Here is an 18062-nt window from a genome sequence, read left to right as displayed (position 1 = left end):
TAATAAGAACAAATAACAAAAGCGATAGTGATTGTTTCACTCTGTTCGCTGGAAAGTGAGTTCCTATGGATCCTGAAGAAAAAGGGAAAGAACAGGGGAGGATGACGTATCGTATCAGCATCGCCATGACGAAGGACGAGTACGAGCGATTTAATAAGTTTTGTGAAGTCAATAGATTTCCAAAATCTTATTTTGCCAGGAAAAGTATCTTCCAGGCGATGGCTGATTATGATAATGCCATGAAGAAATTGAACTGGTAAATGAATGTGGCTGGGAAGTTTCTTTTGGAAGAAAAGCCTGCACAAATCTGCAGACTGTGAGAACCTGTCGAGTAACTGCCCGGCCATTATGAGGGGGCGGTAAATAGGTATCGGGTGGAGGGGCTTTGCCCCTTCACTCCGTCACCTGTTGTACATCTAAGGGGAGTATCTGATTCTAAAGGTAAGGTTTAAGTGAGTATGAAACTGGAAATGGAGAAAACAAAATGATTAAGAAAATTATGGCTCTGATAATGGCATGCTTCGCTGTGTTTGCTTTTGCAGGATGCGGCAAGGATATTTCCGGTACCTATGTGGGTGAATCCATCGCTCAGGATGAACCGGTAACCTATGTCATGAAAGTAACAAAGGACAAAAGCAAAGGCTATGATGTCAAGCTGTACCAGGCTTCCTACAAGCTCAAGCCTTATGTGGTGAATAAGGATACGGCCATCATCCGCTCTTTCAATGCATTCAGCATGTGGAATGAGGATATGTACAAGGAAATTCCGGATGATAAGCTTCCACAGGTTGCTGTCAAGGCTGATTTCCAGTATGATGAATATCTTTCCTTCATTATGTCTGATCTGAATGACAAAAATGTCATGACAGAAGTAGGTGCCAAGGGGATTGATAAACCGAAAGCACTGAAGCTTGATAAGGACGGCAATCTTATTGATATCCACTCTGCTATGTCTTCTGGTGATTACCTGACCGCAAAAGACAGGAAGTTTGTGAAAGCAAAGGACTTCAAGCTTGATACCGTTAAGGAAGAACTGCAGAAACGGATTGAGGCAATTTGCAAAGCCAAATATGATAAACCACATAATAGCAAATTTGCCAAGATGGAATTTGAAGACAACACCACGAAGAAATAACCACAGCAAAGCTCCCGGAATTTTTCCGGGAGCTTTACATTGTATATAATAGAAGTATAAATTATTTAATACATTATGATATGAAAGGAAGAAAATTTATGGAAGAAATAAGATTTGAAAGGGTTAAATATGCTCCTGAAGGGATTCAACTCCCGGTAAGAAGTACGAAAGACGCTGCCGGTTATGACTTTTACTGCCCGTATGACGTGGAGATTCCACCGGATGAAATCGTGATTATAAGGACTTATATAAAGGCAAAGTTCCCACCGGATATGGTGTTTATGATTTTTGACAGATCTTCTTATGGAATCAAAAGACGGCTGATGCTGCCTAATAATGTTTTTATCATAGACGCAGACTTTTATGGCAATGAAAAGAATGATGGTAATATAACCATTCCCGTATATAACTTTGGGAAAGAAACCCAAGTCATAAAGGCCGGTGAACGGTTTGCTCAGGGAGTCTTTACAAAGTTCTATAAGACCATTGATGATCATGCCACGGGAGTAAGAAAAGGAGGTATAGGAAGTACGGGAAGATAATAAATGTATAGTTGACAAAATCGGGGGGGTAGTACCATACCTTTAGATGGCATGACAGATGTCTCTATGGGTTTAAACACATAGTCCTTTCAAGGAGGTTTTTGTCATGCGAAAAAATAAAAAGTTACTTCTTACAGCCGCTGTCTCAGCGGCTCTTTTGTTTGGCATGAATGGATATGCCAACGCTTATACTTACTCTGGTGTTACAACTACGGTAAGCAAAGTATCTGAGGATAAAAATAATTTTGTGGCACAGAATGGTTCCAATATTACCAGCACAGGGGATTTTTCTCCTGATACGGGATATAAAGATCCTGATACAATAACTACTTCACAAAAAGAAATTACTCTGTCTTTATCTTCATACAATTATAGTTTTAGTTCTATTGCGGATGAAGGCTTTGACGAGTATGCACTTTGTAATGTTCCCTCAAATATGCCGAATTCTATTGGTAATGAATTAATTAATATTTTGATAGATATTGAGGATGAGGGTGATGAGCCTCTCAATGCTTTTAATAATAAATATGGTACTAACATTATCTATTATATAGAACATGAAGCTGCTACACCAGGTTACACCAATTTTACCACAGCTCTTGAGGATACAGTATGGTTAGGAAGTGGCCAATCTCATAATCATGAAGATTTAAAAAAATGCTACAAATACGAAAACGGTAAAATTTATTTGCGTCGTGACAGCTCCAGTAATAACTGGAATGTAGCAAACATTGAATCTACAGGTGATTCAGTACCTAATTTCCATTATACAACAGATGTAACCACAACCGTTCCTGGTACATGGCATAACACTGGTGATGCATTTGTTACCATAAATAATGCTAAGGTTACTGCGCAGAAGAATTCGGCTACTACGAAGGCTGTTTCTGTTTCCAATAATGGTTCTTTGACTGTGAGTGGTTCTGCTGATTATGGCTCTCTTTCGGTAGCTGATTCCAATGTAACAGTAGGAGGTAATGCTTCTGTTTCTTCCGGTGGACTTAAAACTACCGGAAAATCCAAAGTAGATGTTTCCAATGGAACACTTACCGTAAAAAGTGGTGCTGTCAATGTAGCAAATGGAGGAGTACTGAAAGCTAAGGTTCTGAAAGCTGCTGCTACTGGAACAGAAACTTCTGTTATTGGTTCTTCCACAAACATTCAAGGGACATTGACTGTTGCCGGACAAGTAAAAGGCGTTACTGCAGGTACCGCATCTACAGATGCGGTCAATAAAGGACAGCTGGATTCTGCCGTCAACACATTAACCACTAAAATCAGCCAGGGAGGTAAAACTTATACCGCAGGTTCAGATATCGATATTTCTTCTGCTAATGCCATTTCCGTTAAGAAAGCCGGACTCATCGCTTCCGGGAACACGGGCCTTGTTACCGGTGGCACTGTTTATTCAACGACCAATGCTCTGAATACCCAGATCAAGACCACCTCTCAGGAAGTGGCGAAGATCTCTGACAAGGTCTCCTCTTATGGTAAGACTATTACGTCTATTTCTTCTTCCGTGACCAGCGCTATCAGCAACATGAAGAACAATCAGGCTAATTTTGTGGATACTTCTCTTTCCAATATTTCCACTGACGGAAAAGACGTAATCAAGCAGGTAGTAAGGGACGTACTGGCAGCTAATACTGCTTCTACTGCATCCACTACTGCTTCTGCCAAGGCTAATCTCTTGAAGGCAAGCTTTATGGCTGCTCCTATGAGGGCCCCGGCCAGCCTTTCTGCAGGGGATCATGTAACCATTTCCGGCAATACCATCTCCGTTGATGCGGACGGTACTGTTGCTTCCGGGGACACAGGCCTGGTCACCGGTGGCACTGTCTATGATGCAATCAAAGACAAGGCAGATAAGTCCTACGTTGATGAAGGCCTTGTCAAAAAAGCGGATATCTCTTATGTTGACCAGGGACTTTCTAAGAAAGTGAATGTTTCCGATTTCACTCCTGTTAAACAGCAGGTGGAAACCAACACTTCGGATATCTCCGCTTTAAAAACAGGCAAGGCCGATGCGGACGGTTCTAACATCAATGTGGGTTCATTCACTGCCAAGCTCAACACAGGTAAGGTGGAAAAAGGCAACACCGGCCTTGTATCCGGTGGTACCGTCTATGATTCCCTGCAGACCAAAGCCGACGTAGGATACGTCAATACCATGGGCTTGGCATTGGACAGTGAAATCAAAGGCACCGCCCAGGGGCTTCATAATGAAATCCAGGACATGGGTAACCGGCTTACCAAGGATATCAACAGGGTAGGGGCAGGAGCCGCAGCCCTGGCAGCCCTTCATCCCCAGGACTTCAATCCAGATGATAAATGGGACTTTGCCGTTGGCTATGGACATTACAAGAACGCCAATGCTTCTGCTGTTGGTGCCTTCTATCGGCCCAATGCAGGAACCACCGTATCCCTGGCAGCTACCGTTGGCAATGGAGATCCACAGGTCTCTGCCGGTGTTTCCTTCAAAATCGGGATGGGAAAGAATGTTGAAAAGGTAGTCATTACCAAGGACAAGTATGATGCCCAGCAGAAAGAAAACCAGGAAATGAAAGAAGCCTTGGTTAACCAGAGTCAGGAGATTGAAGCACTGAAGCAGGCCATCATGGAAATGAAGTCAAAATAAGAGCCAGGCAAGTTTGGGCCAATTTGTTACAATTTATCACAATTTGTGACAGTTTATCACAAATTAGCACAAAGTTTCGTAACTGAACCGCACTGATATCGGTGCGGTTCTTTTTCTACATAAAAAGATAGGCAAACAAGCTTATAAGCCTTAAAATATAGAAAAGACCAATTCACAAGAAAGAGGTGGCAAGAATGATTTACACCCTTATGCAAAAGAATGAACTAGTGATGAAGCTGGATATCAATGAAAAATATGGAAGAGTAAGAAAAATTATCCAAATTGAAAATTCTGAAAGGCTGCCATTGTCAGTTATTTATAAAGATGAAAATGATTCACTAGAAGAATCTGTGGAACATTGGATGCGTTACCGGAATGTACCTAAAACCCGTGATGGATTAGGAGCTTTTTTAAAGGGATTTCAGGGAGATCCTATACAGGAGCTGTCTTTGAAAAGCCTTGGGCTGAATCTATCAGATCAGTATTGGTTTAAGCCTGAAGGAAGACAACTAAACTGGGAAAGTATAAATTTCTTTCAAAATGATTTTACCGGTAAACCTCTTGAAATGACTTTTGAGTCGGAAGAACGGAGGCCGGATTACAGTTCAAACGGTGACTTATCCAAATACTGGACAATCAAAAATGGTGAAAGAGTGTTATTGAAAGCAGGAAAGGGCCCGTTATATCAAGAGGCAATTAATGAAGTCATTGCCAGCAAGCTTTTAGCCAAAGCAGAAATCCCACATGTTAAATATTCAATGAAAATGATTGACAATACGCCTTGGTCAGAGTGCGCCACTTTTGTGAATGAGAGTACAGAATATATTCCGGCATATGAAATTCTAAACGTGGTAAAAACTCAGGAAAATGAAGGACCTTACAATCATTTCATGAGATGCATCGAAACTCTAAAAATTCCTGTAACAAAGAAAGAAATAGACACTATGCTGCAGTTTGACTATCTCATCAACAATAGAGATCGGCATTTTGGCAATTTCGGATTTATTCGTAATGTAGATACTTTGAAATTTAAAGGTCTGGCACCTCTTTTCGACAATGGAAATTCCTTATGGTTTGACAAGTACATTACGCAGATAAATCCGTATAAGCAACCAGCATTACCTTTCGCTCAAAAGCAAGATAAGCAGTTAAAGAAAACCGACCATCAAATGGATTGGTTGAGAAAGTTAGATGATGATTTTATCCAAGAAACCATCATGACCGAAATGGGTAAAAGCCCATATATTGATAAGAAAAGAAGTAGAAAAATAGCTGATACGGTAATAATACTGAAGAAAAAGCTAGAAGAGTATATGACACATAGCAAGGGGATATATCGTAAAATAGCTGATCATGAGCATAGAAGATAAAAAGAGTTGATAGAACCGGGGGAGTATTATACTTTTAGATAGCATGACAGATATCTCTATGGGTTTAAACACACATCGGGAGGACTTTGTCATGCGAAAGAACGACAGAATTATTTTAGCAGGGATTGTGAATTAATTCATAAATATACGGCCCCTTTTTGTATTTTGTATGTTAATTGTTATACAGTTTACAATTTTTTAGGGTTAACAAAATCGTGCCAATTTTCAGACGTGGCACGAATTTGGCACAAAAAATCTGAATTTTTAAAAAAATTAATTTTTTGGATACAATATGTAGTGTAAAATTGAAAAAACATCGACAATATGCGGTAAAATCTGCTTTTCGGGGGTTGCCAAGTCTGCTTTTAACGTGTATAATTCAAAAGAAAGTTAGTTCCAGTGGACTGCAGAATCTCCTGCCGTCGGATGAAAATGAGGGCGTCTCCTGTGGGGACGGCCAGTCATTTGTGCTGAATTCCGTTACGCCCGGAGATAAAGAAAATGAAGCAGGAGCTCTGCTATTCCGGATAGCCTGGTTATTCCGAAAGCAGGGTATAGAACCGGAATTAGCCCTGCGCCGTTTCACCATCGATTTTATGGACCGTATTCACAGATTTGAAATACGGCTGGAAGAAAACGGCATGCATCTATCAGATGTGGCTCCCGAAAAATTAACGCAGTTATGGAAAGAATATCAGTCAGAAGACCGGTAATTCATCGATGGAGCTGAAGGCGGAGAAACCGCTCATTTATTAAAGGAGGATGTTTAGTTATGAACAAGACAGAGCTCATCACAGCAGTTGCCCAGGAAGCAGAAATGACAAAGAAAGATGCTGAAAAAGCAGTCAAAGCCGTTCTTGACGTTGTATCCGAAGCCCTTGTAAAAGGCGATAAGGTTCAGCTCATCGGATTTGGTACTTTCGAAGTCCGTCAGCGCAAAGCCCGCATTGGTCATAATCCTTCCAACCAGAAAGAAATCAAGATCCCGGCTTCCAGAACACCGGCATTCCGCGTTTCCAAACAGCTTAAAGAAAAAGTCAACGGATGATTACAATGAAAAATTCCCTGTTTTGGCAGGGAATTTTTTATTGCCTGAAATGCTGTACCATATAGAGGAAATACAAAACGCAGAGGAATCATAAAATTTGCGGTTTCCCATTCAGGTAGAAAAGTCACGAGTGTTAACAGGGGAAACTTTTCTGTTTCCCCGTCAAGCCGGGCTATGTTATAATTTATCGAAGAATGCAGAAAAGAGGAAATGCCATGTCAGACCATCCCCGCAAGTTTATTATATTGACAGCAAGCATAGGGACAGGGCACAGCCAGGCCGCAAGAGCGATTTCAGAGGCCATTCAGGCCGCCCATCCGTCAGATTCCGTAAGTGTTCTTGACTTTGTTTCCAATAATGTATTTTCTATTGACCATATCATCAAGGATAGCTATCTGAAAATGATAGACGTTTTTCCTTCCATGTATGATCATCTGTACAGCGATTCACAGGACAGCCGTTTTGGCCGGATTTCCCAGTCCATGCTTAATATCACCTTTAAGAACAGGATGAGAAAACTTGCACAGACCCTGAAACCGGACGCTTTTATATTTACCCATCCTTTTCCGGCAGGAGCGGCAGACCTGTTAAAAGCAGAAGGAGCTGTCACCATACCTCTTCTGGGGGTAATTACTGATTTTGATATTCACCAGCTCTGGGTGGACCCTCATCTTGATGGTTTCTGTGTGGCGACTCCGGACTTGAAAACCCTCATGGAAACATACAGGATTCCCGTAGATATGATCTATGTGACCGGAATCCCGGTGAGACGTTCTTTTTTTGAAGAATCGGCAAAGAATAAAGATTTTGAGAAGGGAACTGTCCTTGTCATGGGCGGCGGCCTGGGACTGGGGAATGTGGTGGATAATATCCGCCGCCTTGATGAAGTAGAAGAAATTTCAAAATTTATCGTGGTTACCGGGAAGAATCTGGACCTCTATGAAAAAGTGGCAGCTCTTTCGGATCATCTTCACCACCCGGTAGAACTTCACAGTTATACGAATAAAGTGGCCGAACTGATGGCCAGAAGCGAGATCCTGGTCACAAAGCCCGGCGCCCTGACCTGCACGGAAGCCATGGTGATGCACCTTCCCATGATTCTTGTAAACACACTTCCCGGGCAGGAACGGGCCAATGCCCTTCATATGAAGAAACAGGGCTGCGCCGAATGGGTTAAAAGAGGAGAACTGGCTGAAACGGCAAGAAGAATTCTTCGTAATCCGGAAATTCGTGAAAAAATGGCGCTGGCCTGCGGCGATACCCATCCGGACAGTGCGAGAAAAGTCATGGACGTACTTTACGGACTGCTCCCTGATTAGTTCAAAATGGAAAAGCTGCCCTGATTCAGAAGCGGGGCAGCTTTTATTATATGGAAAGTTCTCAAATACAGTTTCCGGAATGAACTGGAAGTATGACGCCGGATGTTGTAAAATAAAAAAACATGAGTATGAGTTTGAAAAGAAAACAGATTATGCTGATTCTATAGAAGGAGAATTTCATGCACGAAATTTTAGACTGGGCCTACTCCATTGTGGTGGCATTATTTCTGGCCATGCTGATTCATATATTCCTGTTTGTTCCCACCAGGGTTTCCGGGCAGTCCATGTATCCGACCCTGACGAACGGGGAGTACCTCATCGTTTCCAAAATCGGACACGTCATGCGGGAAGAACCGGAATATGGGGATATCGTCATTATCGACAGCCGTACCCATCGGGAAAGATCCTGGATGGACGATCTGGAAGAACCGATGAAGAATTACATTGCTATTTTCAATCGTTCTTCCCAGGGACACAATATCTGGGTCAAAAGAGTGATCGGAAAAGGTGGGGATAAGCTGGAATTCCGGGATGGTCATGTAGTCCGCAACGGAACGGCCCTTGATGAGCCATATATCAACGAACCCATGGAATTTTCCATGGATGAATCCTATACGGTTCCTGCAGGAATGGTATTCGTCATGGGGGATAACCGGAATCACAGCTCTGACAGCCGTTTTATCGGGCCGGTCCCGGTCGACCATGTACTGGGCCGTGTGGTATTTCAATTTTAATAGAAAGTCTCTGCTTCGGCAGAGGCTTTTTAATTCTGAAAAACGTCGGGTGATTTCTCGCATATGAATATCTTTTTTTGATAAAGGGAATTATCTATGATAAAATATAAAAATCATATTGGATTCATTCTGTAAAAAATCATTATAGAGAGGCGATATTATGGCACACTGCAATGAAAATTATCTGAACCTTCAGGGCGCTTACCTGTTTGCGACAGTCCGCCAGAAGCAGGATGCTTATAAGAAAGAACATCCCGATGCCGATATTATTTCCCTGGGAATCGGTGACGTGACCCAGCCCCTGGCACCGGCAGTTATTGAAGCCATGCATAAGGCAGTGGATGAAATGGGAAAAATGGAGACCTTCAGGGGCTATGGTCCTGAACAGGGGTATCTTTTCCTCCGCGAAGCCATTGCGAAGCATGATTTCCAGGCAAGAGGCTGCGATATTTCTCCTGATGAAATCTTTGTCAGCGACGGTGCCAAATGCGATACCGGAAATATGCAGGAAATTTTTGCAGAATCTGATATCGTAGCTGTAACTGACCCGGTTTATCCGGTCTATGTGGACAGCAACGTCATGGCCGGAAGAAGCGGTAAATTCGTGCGGGGATCTTTCGAACGGTTTGAATATCTGCCCTGTTATGAGGAATGTGATTTCAAGGCAAATCTTCCTGCCCATGACCCTATGATTATCTATCTCTGCTCCCCGAATAATCCTACCGGCGCCGCATTGAATAAAAAAGACCTCACCATGTGGGTAAAATATGCAAAACAGACAGGCTCCGTCATTTTCTTTGATGCGGCTTATGAAGCTTTCATTACGGAAGATGACGTACCGCACAGCATTTATGAAATCGAGGGAGCTAAAGAAGTAGCTATCGAATTCCGGTCTTATTCCAAGACTGCCGGCTTTACCGGCGTTCGCTGCGGATACTGCGTCGTTCCGAAGGATCTGATGCTGGATACCAGATCCGGTGAAAAGGTATCCGCCAATGCGCTCTGGGACCGCCGTCAGTGCACAAAATTCAATGGCTGCTCCTATATCGTTCAGCGCGGCGCTGAAGCGGTTTATTCGGAAGAAGGCCAAAAGCAGATCCAGGCGACCCTTGATATTTACAGAAACAATGCGAAAGTCATTCTTGAAGGAGTCAAGGAATGCGGACTTACTGCCTGCGGCGGGGTGAACAGCCCTTACGTGTGGATGTCCGTACCCGAAGGTATGACCAGCTGGGATTTCTTTGATTTCCTGCTGAAAGAAGCACAGATCATCTGCACCCCGGGCTCCGGATTCGGTCCCTGCGGTGAAGGTTATGTAAGGTTTACCTCCTTCAATACGCCGGAACTTACGAAAGAAGCAGTAGCCAGAATGAAAAAAGCCCTGGCAGCACGCAAGAAATGATTGACCGGAAATCTACCTTCTTATGGAGGTAGATTTCTCCATGTATTCACATATTTATGAAAAATAAGGAGTTTATATGAGTACGAATTTGCAGATTGGAATTGTCGGACTTCCAAATGTAGGTAAAAGTACATTGTTTAATGCGATTACGAAAGCAGGGGCGGAAGCGGCCAATTTCCCGTTCTGCACCATTGAACCGAATGTAGGAGTTGTAGAAGTACCGGATCACCGGATTTATGATCTTTCCGATATGTTCAAGCCTAAGAAAACCACCCCGGCCTTTACCCGTTTTGTCGATATCGCAGGCCTGGTAGCCGGCGCTTCCAAAGGCGAAGGTCTTGGAAATCAGTTCTTGAGCCATATCCGTGAAACTGACGCCATTGCCCATGTGGTCCGCTGCTTTGAAGATGGAAATATCACTCATGTGGAAGGCTCCATTGATCCTGTGAGAGATATGGACATTATCAATACAGAACTCTGCCTTGCGGATCTGGAAAGCGTGGATAAGAAGAAGACAAAAACCGCAAAACTGGCCCAGGCAGGTATCAAAGAGGCTAAAGCTGACTTGCCGGTACTGGAAAAGGTATTTGATGCCCTTCAGGATGGAACTCCGGCCAGGGCTCTCGATCTTTCCGAAGATGATCTGGAAATCCTCAAGGAACTGAACCTCATCACCTTAAAACCGGTGCTTTATGTGCTGAATATGGCAGAAGATGATATTGCTGATCCGCTTTCCAATGATTTTGTCAAGGCCGCCGCAGAACAGGCAGAAAAGGAAAATGCCAAATGGGTGCCCATTTCCGCGGAAATCGAACAGGAAGTTTCTGAACTGGATCCGGAGGAAGCCAAAGCATTCCTGTCAGATCTTGGAGAAGACGAACCGGGCCTGAACCGGCTGATCCGTACCGCTTACTCCATGCTGGGACTGATTAATTTCTTTACTGTGGGACCGGATGAATGCCGCTCCTGGACTGTCCGCGAAGGGACAAAAGCCCCGAAGGCAGCCGGCAAGATTCACAGTGATATCGAGAGAGGCTTTATTCGTGCGGAAATCGTATCTTATGATGACCTTATGGCCTGCGGCTCCTATGCGGCAGTTCGCGAAAAAGGGCTTCTCCGCGTGGAGGGTAAGGATTATATCATCCAGGATGGAGATATCGCGTATTTCCGGTTTAATGTGTAATCTTGAAGACTTTAAAAGAGGGCAGAAGCCCTCTTTTCTTTCTATGGAGGAAATATGTCCCGGAAAATTTATAAGTCACTAACCGCCGGGCGGTTTCTTGATCGTCCGAACCGTTTCGTCTGTCATGCCGAAGTCAATGGAAAAACAGTCCTCTGTCATATGCCCAATCCGGGCAGGATGAGAGAATTGTTATTTCCTGGATCCACACTGTACCTGACACCCAACCGTCCGGGGCTTCGCACCGCTTTCAGGGTGGTGGGGATTGAGAAAGGTAAAAATCGGGATATATTTTATCTGGATACCACGAAGGCCAATGATGTGGCGGCCTTTCTGGTAGAAAACCACAGGATTCCGGGGTGGGAAGACTATGACCTTTTGAACCGGGAAGTGACCATGGGAGACAGCCGGTTCGATCTGCTTCTTGGAAATCAAAGAACAGGGGAAGTATTTCCCGTGGAAGTCAAATCCTGCAGCCTTGCCGGTGAGAAAGGGGCTATGTTTCCCGATGCGCCTACGGAGAGGGGAGAAAAACACCTTTCCCACCTGGTCAGAATGGCCGGGGAAGGGCAGCATGCCGGACTCCTTGTCCTTGTCCATTACGGGAAGGCAGAATGGTTCCTGCCCAATTATCATACGGACCTTGAGCTTTCCAGGACTTTTCTCAAAGGCATGGACAGCCTCGACTGGAAAGCTGCCGTGATCCCATGGACAAAAGAATTTACCATGCCTCAATCCGTGCGTCTCATCGGCAGCTCGAAAAAAGCGCTGGAAGAGGAAATGGGGAATGCCGGAGATTATATGATTGTTCTCCGCCTGGAGGCACCCAAAACCATCGCCGTGGGAAGTCTGGGACCGGTTCCGTTTGCAGAAGGATACTACGTTTATGTGGGTTCAGCGAAAAGGAATCTGGACCAGCGTATGGCCCATCACCGGGCTTTAAGAAAGAAAATGCACTGGCATATGGACTACCTCCGAAAAGAGACAGATTTTGTTGGGGCTATCCCGATACGCACATGCGATGATCTTGAACATGACCTCGCCCGGGCACTGTCTGAAATTGCTGATTGGGATGTGCCGGAATTCGGCTGCAGCGACTGTCACTGCCGTTCGCATTTATTTGGCTTCCTGGAAAATCCGATGCATCTTCCTTCATTCCTCAAAATTGAGGAACGGTTTGAAATAGACAGACTTCAGAAATATTTTTAAAGGGAGATAAAAAAGTCCGACCGCCTCCATGGTGATCGGACTTCTTTTTATTTCTATTTCTTTCGTTCAGGGATTTCCTTTGCGTCTTCCCTGTATTTGAAAGTAAAGTAAAGGGAAACGATACCGGCAGCTGCAAATCCCGCCAGCGCCGTAAGCTGTGCACTCTTCAGCCCAAATGCAAGGGTACCGTAATCACCGCGGAAAAATTCAAGGAAGAAACGGAGAATTGAATAAAGCATAACATAGAGACAGAATGTGGTGCCCCTTGCATGCCTGAAACAGGAGTACCAGAGAAGAAGTCCCAGAATCAGAAGATCCCCCTGGCATTCCCAGACTTCTGCCGGCCATAGAGGCTGTGCGCCATAAGTCTGATAGGCAAGTGTGGTGGAGGGATAAAGAATGCCGAAATCAGCGCCTGTGGGATGCCCGAAGGCATCGCCATTCATGAAATTGGCGATTCGTCCGACCGCCTGGCCAAAAATAATGGCAGGAGCCACGACATCTGCAAAAGGAAGCACGGGAATTTTATTTTTCTTAAGGAAGACATAACCCGCTGTGCAGGCGAAGATAACGCCCCCCTGAATGGCCATACCGCCCTGCCAGACGAAAGGAATCTCCAACAGGTGATTATGGTAATACCCCCAGTCAAAGAAAAAGACATCCCACAGCCTTCCGCCGATGATGCCAACGAATGCAATAGTGAGTCCCAGATCAAAAACGCATTCATGCCAGCCCCGCCCGTCTTTTTTCAGCAGATAATAAGCCATGATACAGCCAAGAATGATCCCCAGGGAAAAGAAAATTCCATAAAAACGGATTGGGAAGCCCCCTATAAATGTCACATATTGATGCATAATACACTCCTTTTGATCAATGATTTAATCCAATTATACAATATAAGCGTTCTTTTGTTCAGTCGCCGGAAGAGAAAGCCGTACTATAGAGATTAAAATACATATATTTAGAAATGTTCGTTAAATCACATATCAATCTAATGCTCGATTAAGGATAGAATTTTTTTATACCTATAGGGGGTATAGGTACAAGATGGCAGATTAATTTTAAAACAACTGGAAAATTTGAGGTCCTTATTTCTATGGACCATGAAAATAATCAGATTTTATCGATGATTTCAAAGATACCGCAAATTCTGTATGATCCGGAAAGGCATTGAAATCCGGAATTTTTCATGAGAATCAATATTAGATAAAAACTAATGAAATACTTTTATTTTTTACAGAAAATGCTTGAAATCATACAATCTCATGGTATGATGTTCATAGAGAAATAAAACTCTATTCAAGAGTTTGCTTTAGCTGTATTTCAGAAACGACAATAATAATAATCATGTTTCCAGAATAATAACAATGATGCAGCGCTTTTCCTTTTGTTATTGGGAGGTACAAGAATGAGAAACTGTGTTTTAGTCATCGAACATGATCCAAGCGTAAGCCGTTTTATGCAGATGAAGCTGGAAGAAGCCGGCTTTTCCTGCCTTGTGGATAATACGGGGGATTCTGCAGTTGATCTGGCCGGACAGAGACAGGCTGAACTGATCGTACTGGATCCGGATGAACCACTGAAAAATGGCCAGGAAATTCTTAATAAAGTTCGGGAAGTCAGCCCCGTTCCGGTTATTTATCTTTCTTCTGACAGCAGTGTGGATGCCAAGGTTAATGCGCTTAATGCCGGAGCAGATGACTATATGACAAAACCCTATGCCACCAAAGAACTGATTGCCAGAATCCGTTCAGCTCTCCGCCGTCATGAAGAACCGAAAGTTATTGTAGATCCGGCTTTCACTATCGGCGATTTATCCATTTATCCGGATCGCCATGAAGTCCGCGCAGGAGATGAGATCATCGATCTGACTAAAAAAGAATTCGATCTTCTCCTTTTCCTTGCAAAGAATAAGAACCGCGTTATCAAGAGAGAAGAAATTCTGGAAAAGGTCTGGGGCTACGGCTATGCAGGAAAGACGAATATCGTGGACGTGTATATCCGTTATCTCAGAAGCAAGATTGATGAAAAAGTAGGCAAAAAATATATTCATACCGTCCGCGGCATCGGATATGCTGCCAGAGACTGATATGATCAGGCAGGTTATAGTAGTGGAAGGCAAATCGGATATCGCCCGCGTCAGGATGGCTGTGGATGCAGATCTGATTGCGACCGGTGGTTTTTCGATAAGGAAAGAGACACTGGACCGGATCCGGTCAGCCTATGAAAAAAGAGGAATTATCATCCTGACAGACCCTGATGGACCGGGCGAACGGATCCGCCGCCGCCTGTCCCTGCTTTTCCCCAATGCACTGCATGCTTTTGTACCCAAAAAAGAAGCGTCCCTGCCGCATGATGTCGGTATAGAAGATGCTTCGCCTGAATCCATTCGCAAGGCGCTCTCCACACTTCGGCTTTTTTATCAGGAGGATTCCGAGGTCTTTACCATGAAGGACCTTTATGATGCCGGACTGGCCGGAAAAGAAAATTCCGCACAGCAGAGGGCTGATGTGGGAGCCCTGCTGGGAATAGGATACGGGAATGGCAAACAGTTCGTTAAAAGGCTTAATCATTATGGAATTACCAGGGAAGAATGGGATAAAGCCATCGGATTGAGCCGGGAGGTGCCCTGATGCTGGATGCGAATCTGGCTGACCGACAGGTTGTCCAATATATCATTAAGAGGTTTGGAATTCATGCCAAACACAAACTGGGACAGAATTTCCTGATCCGTCCGGATGTGGTGGCAGCCATAGCGGAAGCAGCGGAGCTGGGACCGGGAATTCCGGTTATGGAGATAGGTGCCGGTATTGGCACATTGACTCAGGCTCTGGCCGAGACCGGCGCTGATGTTATTTCATTTGAACTTGACCAAAGTCTGGAAAGAGTCCTGTCCCATACGCTGGAACATTATAAGAATGTCAGGATCATTTATGAAGATGTTCTGAAAGCGGATTTAAAGGAAATCCTTGGAGCCAGGGAATGGCGGTGTGCTGCAAATCTGCCTTACTATATCACAACACCGATCCTTCTATCCCTGATACAGTCAGACCTTCCGATTTCGCTTTTTGTATTCATGATGCAGAAGGAAGTGGCGGACCGTATCCTTGCTGAGCCCGGCTCAAAAGATTATGGGGCGCTGACGCTGGCAGTCAATTTTGACTGCATTGCGGAAAGAGTCCTTGATATCCCCCCCTCTGCATTTATTCCAAGACCCCAGGTCACTTCCACAGTCCTTAAAATAAGGCGCCGCAGCAGTCCCGCAGTTCAGGTGAAGGAACGGAAGCTTTTCGAGAGGCTGGTCAAGATGGGCTTTGGGCAAAGACGGAAAGTTTTTACCAATGCCATGAAAGCAGGGGGAATTCCTGCCGAATGGATTCAACCCATTCTTGAAAAAGCCGGAATTGACGGCAAAAGGCGGGGAGAGACTTTCTCTATGGAGGAATACGGACGTCTTGCCGATGCCTGGTATGATAAAATTCACGAGTGAAAAGAGAGCAGGTTCTTCGGAGCCTGTTTTTATTTGATGCAAAGTCCCACTTTCCGGACGGCGGAGATTTTTGCAATGACCTTTCCGGGATTGCTGCACTTTACAAAAGGAATAGCCGGCGCTATAATAGGAACAACGCAGGGAAAGAGAGTGTTTTTCTAAGATGTATCCAGAGACAGGACGGCCGGTGAGAGTCCTGACAAAAGAGAAAGACTTCCACTCAGGAGCGGCTGATGAAGAATCGGACGGCTGGTAACCGATAAAAGACCGTGAGCCGGCTTTTGCAAATTGGGTGGTACCGCGATGACTTCGTCCCATAGGGGAGGAAGTTTTTTTATTTTATTCTCACAAAGAGAATAACGATTCTTTACAGGGAGATGTAAGTATGCTTGATATCAAGTTTATCCGTGAACATGCGGAAGAAGTAAAACAGAATCTGACCAATCGCCATAATCCTTTTGACCTGGACAAAGTACTGGCACTGGATGAAAAGAGAAGGGAGCTCCTGCAGGAAACAGAAGCACTGAAGAGCGAAAAGAATGCAGAGTCCAAAAAAATCGGTGAAGCAAAGAAAAAAGGTCAGGATGCCGGTGAAATCATTGCTGCCATGAGAGAAGTAGGAAGAAAAATTGCCGTCATCGATAAAGAACTGGGAGAAGTGGAAGGCACCCTGAATGAACTTCTTCTTCACATTCCGAACATGGCTGATAAGACCGTTCCCATCGGAAAAGACGATTCCGAAAACCCGGAAGTTCGCCGCTGGGGTGAAATCCCGAAGTTTGATTTCTCGATCAGGGCTCATTATGAACTGGGCGATGATCTGGGAATCCTTGATGTGGAAAGGGCCGGAAAGGTTTCCGGTACCCGTTTCTATTTCTATCTCTCCGGCGCTGCCCGCCTTGAAAGAGCTGTCTACAATTTCATGCTGGATCTTCATACTCAGCAGAATGATTTCACTGAAGTCATTCCTCCCTATATTATCAATGGCAACTCCATGCAGGGGACCGGCCAGCTGCCAAAGTTTGCTGAAGACATGTATAAAGTGGAAGGGGAAAACATGTATATGACCCCAACTGCCGAAGTGCCGCTGACCAACTACTTTGCCGGTGAAATTCTCGATGGCGATCTGCTTCCGGTTCACCTGACTGCCCTGACCCCGTGCTTCCGTAAAGAGGCCGGGTCCGCAGGCAAAGATACCCGCGGACTGATTCGTCAGCACCAGTTCCATAAAGTGGAAATGGTGAAATACTGCAAACCGGAGGATAGCTGGGATGAACTGGAAAGCCTGACTGCGGAAGCAGAAAAAGTTCTGCAGCTTCTGAAGCTGCCATACCATGTGGTCTGCCTCTGCACCGGCGATATCGGTTTCTCCTCCGCAAAGACTTACGATATTGAAGTCTGGATGCCGGCACAGAACAAATACAGAGAAATTTCTTCCTGCTCCAACTGCCTTGATTTCCAGGCAAGAAGGGCAAATATCCGCTTCCGCAGGACTCCGGGCGCAAAACCGGAATTCGTTCATACCCTGAATGGCTCCGGACTTGCCGTAGGCAGGACTGTGGCAGCCATTATGGAAAACTATCAGCAGGCTGATGGAACCATCAAAGTTCCGGATGCGCTTGTTCCATACATGAACGGGGTTACTGTCATCGGAAAACGGAATGGTTTCCCTAGCTCCAGACCGACTGAAAAGAAATAAACAGGAAAATATAAAAATCCCGGAAGGCGGGCCGCCTTTCGGGATTTTTATATTTTATTCTCAGCCTTTATAAATGGATTCCATGGTCATGGGGAGATCGTTATTGATTCCTTTACTCAGGATAAACTGCCCCATGTCCAGGACACCGGTACGGAAGCCTGATTCACAACCCCGAAGGTAAATATCCCAGAGTCGTTTAAATTTTTCATCGTATCTCGAAGGAAGTTGATCTTTGTACGCATTGAACGATTCTGACCATAAGTGCAGGGTCTTTGCATAATGGCGGCGCAGACTTT

Annotated in this window: 18 protein-coding genes; 16 read left to right on the top strand and 2 right to left on the bottom strand. The window is 44.6% G+C overall.

Annotation, left to right across the window (positions count from 1 at the left end):
- Window positions 1-65: 65 nt before the first annotated feature.
- The 12 genes from VZT47_RS01455 (at window position 66) to sfsA (ending at window position 12577) form a co-directional block, all read left to right on the top strand.
- Window positions 66-260, top strand: coding sequence for a hypothetical protein (locus VZT47_RS01455; RefSeq protein WP_330223207.1), 195 nt, complete (start codon window positions 66-68; stop codon window positions 258-260).
- A gap of 224 nt (window positions 261-484) precedes the next feature.
- The gene (locus VZT47_RS01450) at window positions 485-1135 is read left to right on the top strand and encodes a hypothetical protein (protein WP_330223206.1); all 651 of its coding nucleotides are present in this window, start codon (window positions 485-487) and stop codon (window positions 1133-1135) included.
- A gap of 98 nt (window positions 1136-1233) precedes the next feature.
- The gene (locus VZT47_RS01445) at window positions 1234-1677 is read left to right on the top strand and encodes a dUTP diphosphatase (RefSeq protein ID WP_330223205.1); all 444 of its coding nucleotides are present in this window, start codon (window positions 1234-1236) and stop codon (window positions 1675-1677) included.
- Window positions 1678-1783: 106 nt separating this feature from the next.
- On the top strand, window positions 1784-4315 hold the full coding sequence (locus VZT47_RS01440) for a YadA-like family protein (protein ID WP_330223204.1): 2532 nt from the start codon (window positions 1784-1786) through the stop codon (window positions 4313-4315).
- A gap of 194 nt (window positions 4316-4509) precedes the next feature.
- Entirely contained in the window at window positions 4510-5685 is a 1176-nt protein-coding gene (locus VZT47_RS01435; RefSeq protein ID WP_330223203.1) for a hypothetical protein, read from the top strand.
- A 467-nt stretch (window positions 5686-6152) separates the two neighbouring features.
- Window positions 6153-6398, top strand: coding sequence for a hypothetical protein (locus VZT47_RS01430; protein WP_330223202.1), 246 nt, complete (start codon window positions 6153-6155; stop codon window positions 6396-6398).
- Between the two features lie 59 nt (window positions 6399-6457).
- On the top strand, window positions 6458-6733 hold the full coding sequence (locus VZT47_RS01425; protein ID WP_330223201.1) for an HU family DNA-binding protein: 276 nt from the start codon (window positions 6458-6460) through the stop codon (window positions 6731-6733).
- 215 nt (window positions 6734-6948) lie between these two features.
- The gene (locus VZT47_RS01420) at window positions 6949-8052 is read left to right on the top strand and encodes an MGDG synthase family glycosyltransferase (protein ID WP_330223200.1); all 1104 of its coding nucleotides are present in this window, start codon (window positions 6949-6951) and stop codon (window positions 8050-8052) included.
- A gap of 179 nt (window positions 8053-8231) precedes the next feature.
- Complete coding sequence (lepB, locus tag VZT47_RS01415) at window positions 8232-8786, top strand: signal peptidase I (RefSeq protein ID WP_330223199.1); 555 nt, start codon at window positions 8232-8234, stop codon at window positions 8784-8786.
- A 160-nt stretch (window positions 8787-8946) separates the two neighbouring features.
- Window positions 8947-10188, top strand: a complete 1242-nt coding sequence (locus tag VZT47_RS01410) for an LL-diaminopimelate aminotransferase (protein ID WP_330223198.1) — start codon at window positions 8947-8949, stop codon at window positions 10186-10188.
- Window positions 10189-10264: 76 nt separating this feature from the next.
- A complete protein-coding gene (gene ychF / locus VZT47_RS01405) occupies window positions 10265-11371 on the top strand; it encodes a redox-regulated ATPase YchF (protein WP_330223197.1) in 1107 nt (368 codons plus the stop codon).
- A 54-nt stretch (window positions 11372-11425) separates the two neighbouring features.
- A complete protein-coding gene (gene sfsA, locus VZT47_RS01400; protein WP_330223196.1) occupies window positions 11426-12577 on the top strand; it encodes a DNA/RNA nuclease SfsA in 1152 nt (383 codons plus the stop codon).
- A gap of 53 nt (window positions 12578-12630) precedes the next feature.
- On the opposite strand, the gene lgt is transcribed toward sfsA, so the two are convergent.
- Window positions 12631-13431, bottom strand: coding sequence for a prolipoprotein diacylglyceryl transferase (gene lgt / locus VZT47_RS01395; RefSeq protein WP_330223195.1), 801 nt, complete (start codon window positions 13429-13431; stop codon window positions 12631-12633).
- A gap of 554 nt (window positions 13432-13985) precedes the next feature.
- On the opposite strand from lgt, the gene VZT47_RS01390 reads away from it, so the two are divergent.
- The 4 genes from VZT47_RS01390 to serS all read left to right on the top strand — a co-directional run bounded on the left by VZT47_RS01390 (window position 13986) and on the right by serS (window position 17766).
- Entirely contained in the window at window positions 13986-14666 is a 681-nt protein-coding gene (locus VZT47_RS01390) for a response regulator transcription factor (RefSeq protein WP_330223194.1), read from the top strand.
- Window position 14667: 1 nt separating this feature from the next.
- The gene (rnmV, locus tag VZT47_RS01385) at window positions 14668-15210 is read left to right on the top strand and encodes a ribonuclease M5 (RefSeq protein WP_330223193.1); all 543 of its coding nucleotides are present in this window, start codon (window positions 14668-14670) and stop codon (window positions 15208-15210) included.
- Complete coding sequence (rsmA, locus tag VZT47_RS01380; protein WP_330223192.1) at window positions 15210-16067, top strand: 16S rRNA (adenine(1518)-N(6)/adenine(1519)-N(6))-dimethyltransferase RsmA; 858 nt, start codon at window positions 15210-15212, stop codon at window positions 16065-16067. Before rnmV ends, rsmA begins: the two co-directional genes overlap by 1 nt.
- Window positions 16068-16452: 385 nt before the next feature.
- Entirely contained in the window at window positions 16453-17766 is a 1314-nt protein-coding gene (serS, locus tag VZT47_RS01375) for a serine--tRNA ligase (RefSeq protein ID WP_330223191.1), read from the top strand.
- 60 nt (window positions 17767-17826) lie between these two features.
- On the opposite strand, the gene VZT47_RS10705 is transcribed toward serS, so the two are convergent.
- Window positions 17827-18033 (bottom strand): class I SAM-dependent methyltransferase, encoded by a 207-nt coding sequence (locus VZT47_RS10705; RefSeq protein ID WP_442877409.1) that lies wholly within the window; start codon window positions 18031-18033, stop codon window positions 17827-17829.
- Between the last annotated feature and the right edge of the window lie 29 nt (window positions 18034-18062).

It is taken from the genome of Dialister sp. (genome assembly GCF_036343215.1).
Taxonomy (GTDB): Bacteria; Bacillota; Negativicutes; order Veillonellales; family Dialisteraceae; genus Dialister.
Note: the sequence above shows the minus strand (reverse complement) of the source record. Positions and strands in the feature narration are given on the sequence as shown.

Bases quoted from the DNA above. Each gene is read 5' to 3' on its own strand.
- rsmA (WP_330223192.1), top strand. From the start codon at position 15,210: ATGCTGGATGCGAATCTGGCTGACCGACAGGTTGTCCAATATATCATT.
- VZT47_RS01455 (WP_330223207.1), top strand. From the start codon at position 66: ATGGATCCTGAAGAAAAAGGGAAAGAACAGGGGAGGATGACGTATCGT.
- serS (WP_330223191.1), top strand. From the start codon at position 16,453: ATGCTTGATATCAAGTTTATCCGTGAACATGCGGAAGAAGTAAAACAG.
- VZT47_RS01425 (WP_330223201.1), top strand. From the start codon at position 6,458: ATGAACAAGACAGAGCTCATCACAGCAGTTGCCCAGGAAGCAGAAATG.
- VZT47_RS01420 (WP_330223200.1), top strand. From the start codon at position 6,949: ATGTCAGACCATCCCCGCAAGTTTATTATATTGACAGCAAGCATAGGG.
- sfsA (WP_330223196.1), top strand. From the start codon at position 11,426: ATGTCCCGGAAAATTTATAAGTCACTAACCGCCGGGCGGTTTCTTGAT.
- VZT47_RS01440 (WP_330223204.1), top strand. From the start codon at position 1,784: ATGCGAAAAAATAAAAAGTTACTTCTTACAGCCGCTGTCTCAGCGGCT.
- VZT47_RS01450 (WP_330223206.1), top strand. From the start codon at position 485: ATGATTAAGAAAATTATGGCTCTGATAATGGCATGCTTCGCTGTGTTT.
- VZT47_RS01435 (WP_330223203.1), top strand. From the start codon at position 4,510: ATGATTTACACCCTTATGCAAAAGAATGAACTAGTGATGAAGCTGGAT.
- VZT47_RS01445 (WP_330223205.1), top strand. From the start codon at position 1,234: ATGGAAGAAATAAGATTTGAAAGGGTTAAATATGCTCCTGAAGGGATT.
- lepB (WP_330223199.1), top strand. From the start codon at position 8,232: ATGCACGAAATTTTAGACTGGGCCTACTCCATTGTGGTGGCATTATTT.
- ychF (WP_330223197.1), top strand. From the start codon at position 10,265: ATGAGTACGAATTTGCAGATTGGAATTGTCGGACTTCCAAATGTAGGT.
- VZT47_RS01410 (WP_330223198.1), top strand. From the start codon at position 8,947: ATGGCACACTGCAATGAAAATTATCTGAACCTTCAGGGCGCTTACCTG.
- VZT47_RS01390 (WP_330223194.1), top strand. From the start codon at position 13,986: ATGAGAAACTGTGTTTTAGTCATCGAACATGATCCAAGCGTAAGCCGT.
- rnmV (WP_330223193.1), top strand. From the start codon at position 14,668: ATGATCAGGCAGGTTATAGTAGTGGAAGGCAAATCGGATATCGCCCGC.
- lgt (WP_330223195.1), bottom strand. From the start codon at position 13,431: ATGCATCAATATGTGACATTTATAGGGGGCTTCCCAATCCGTTTTTAT.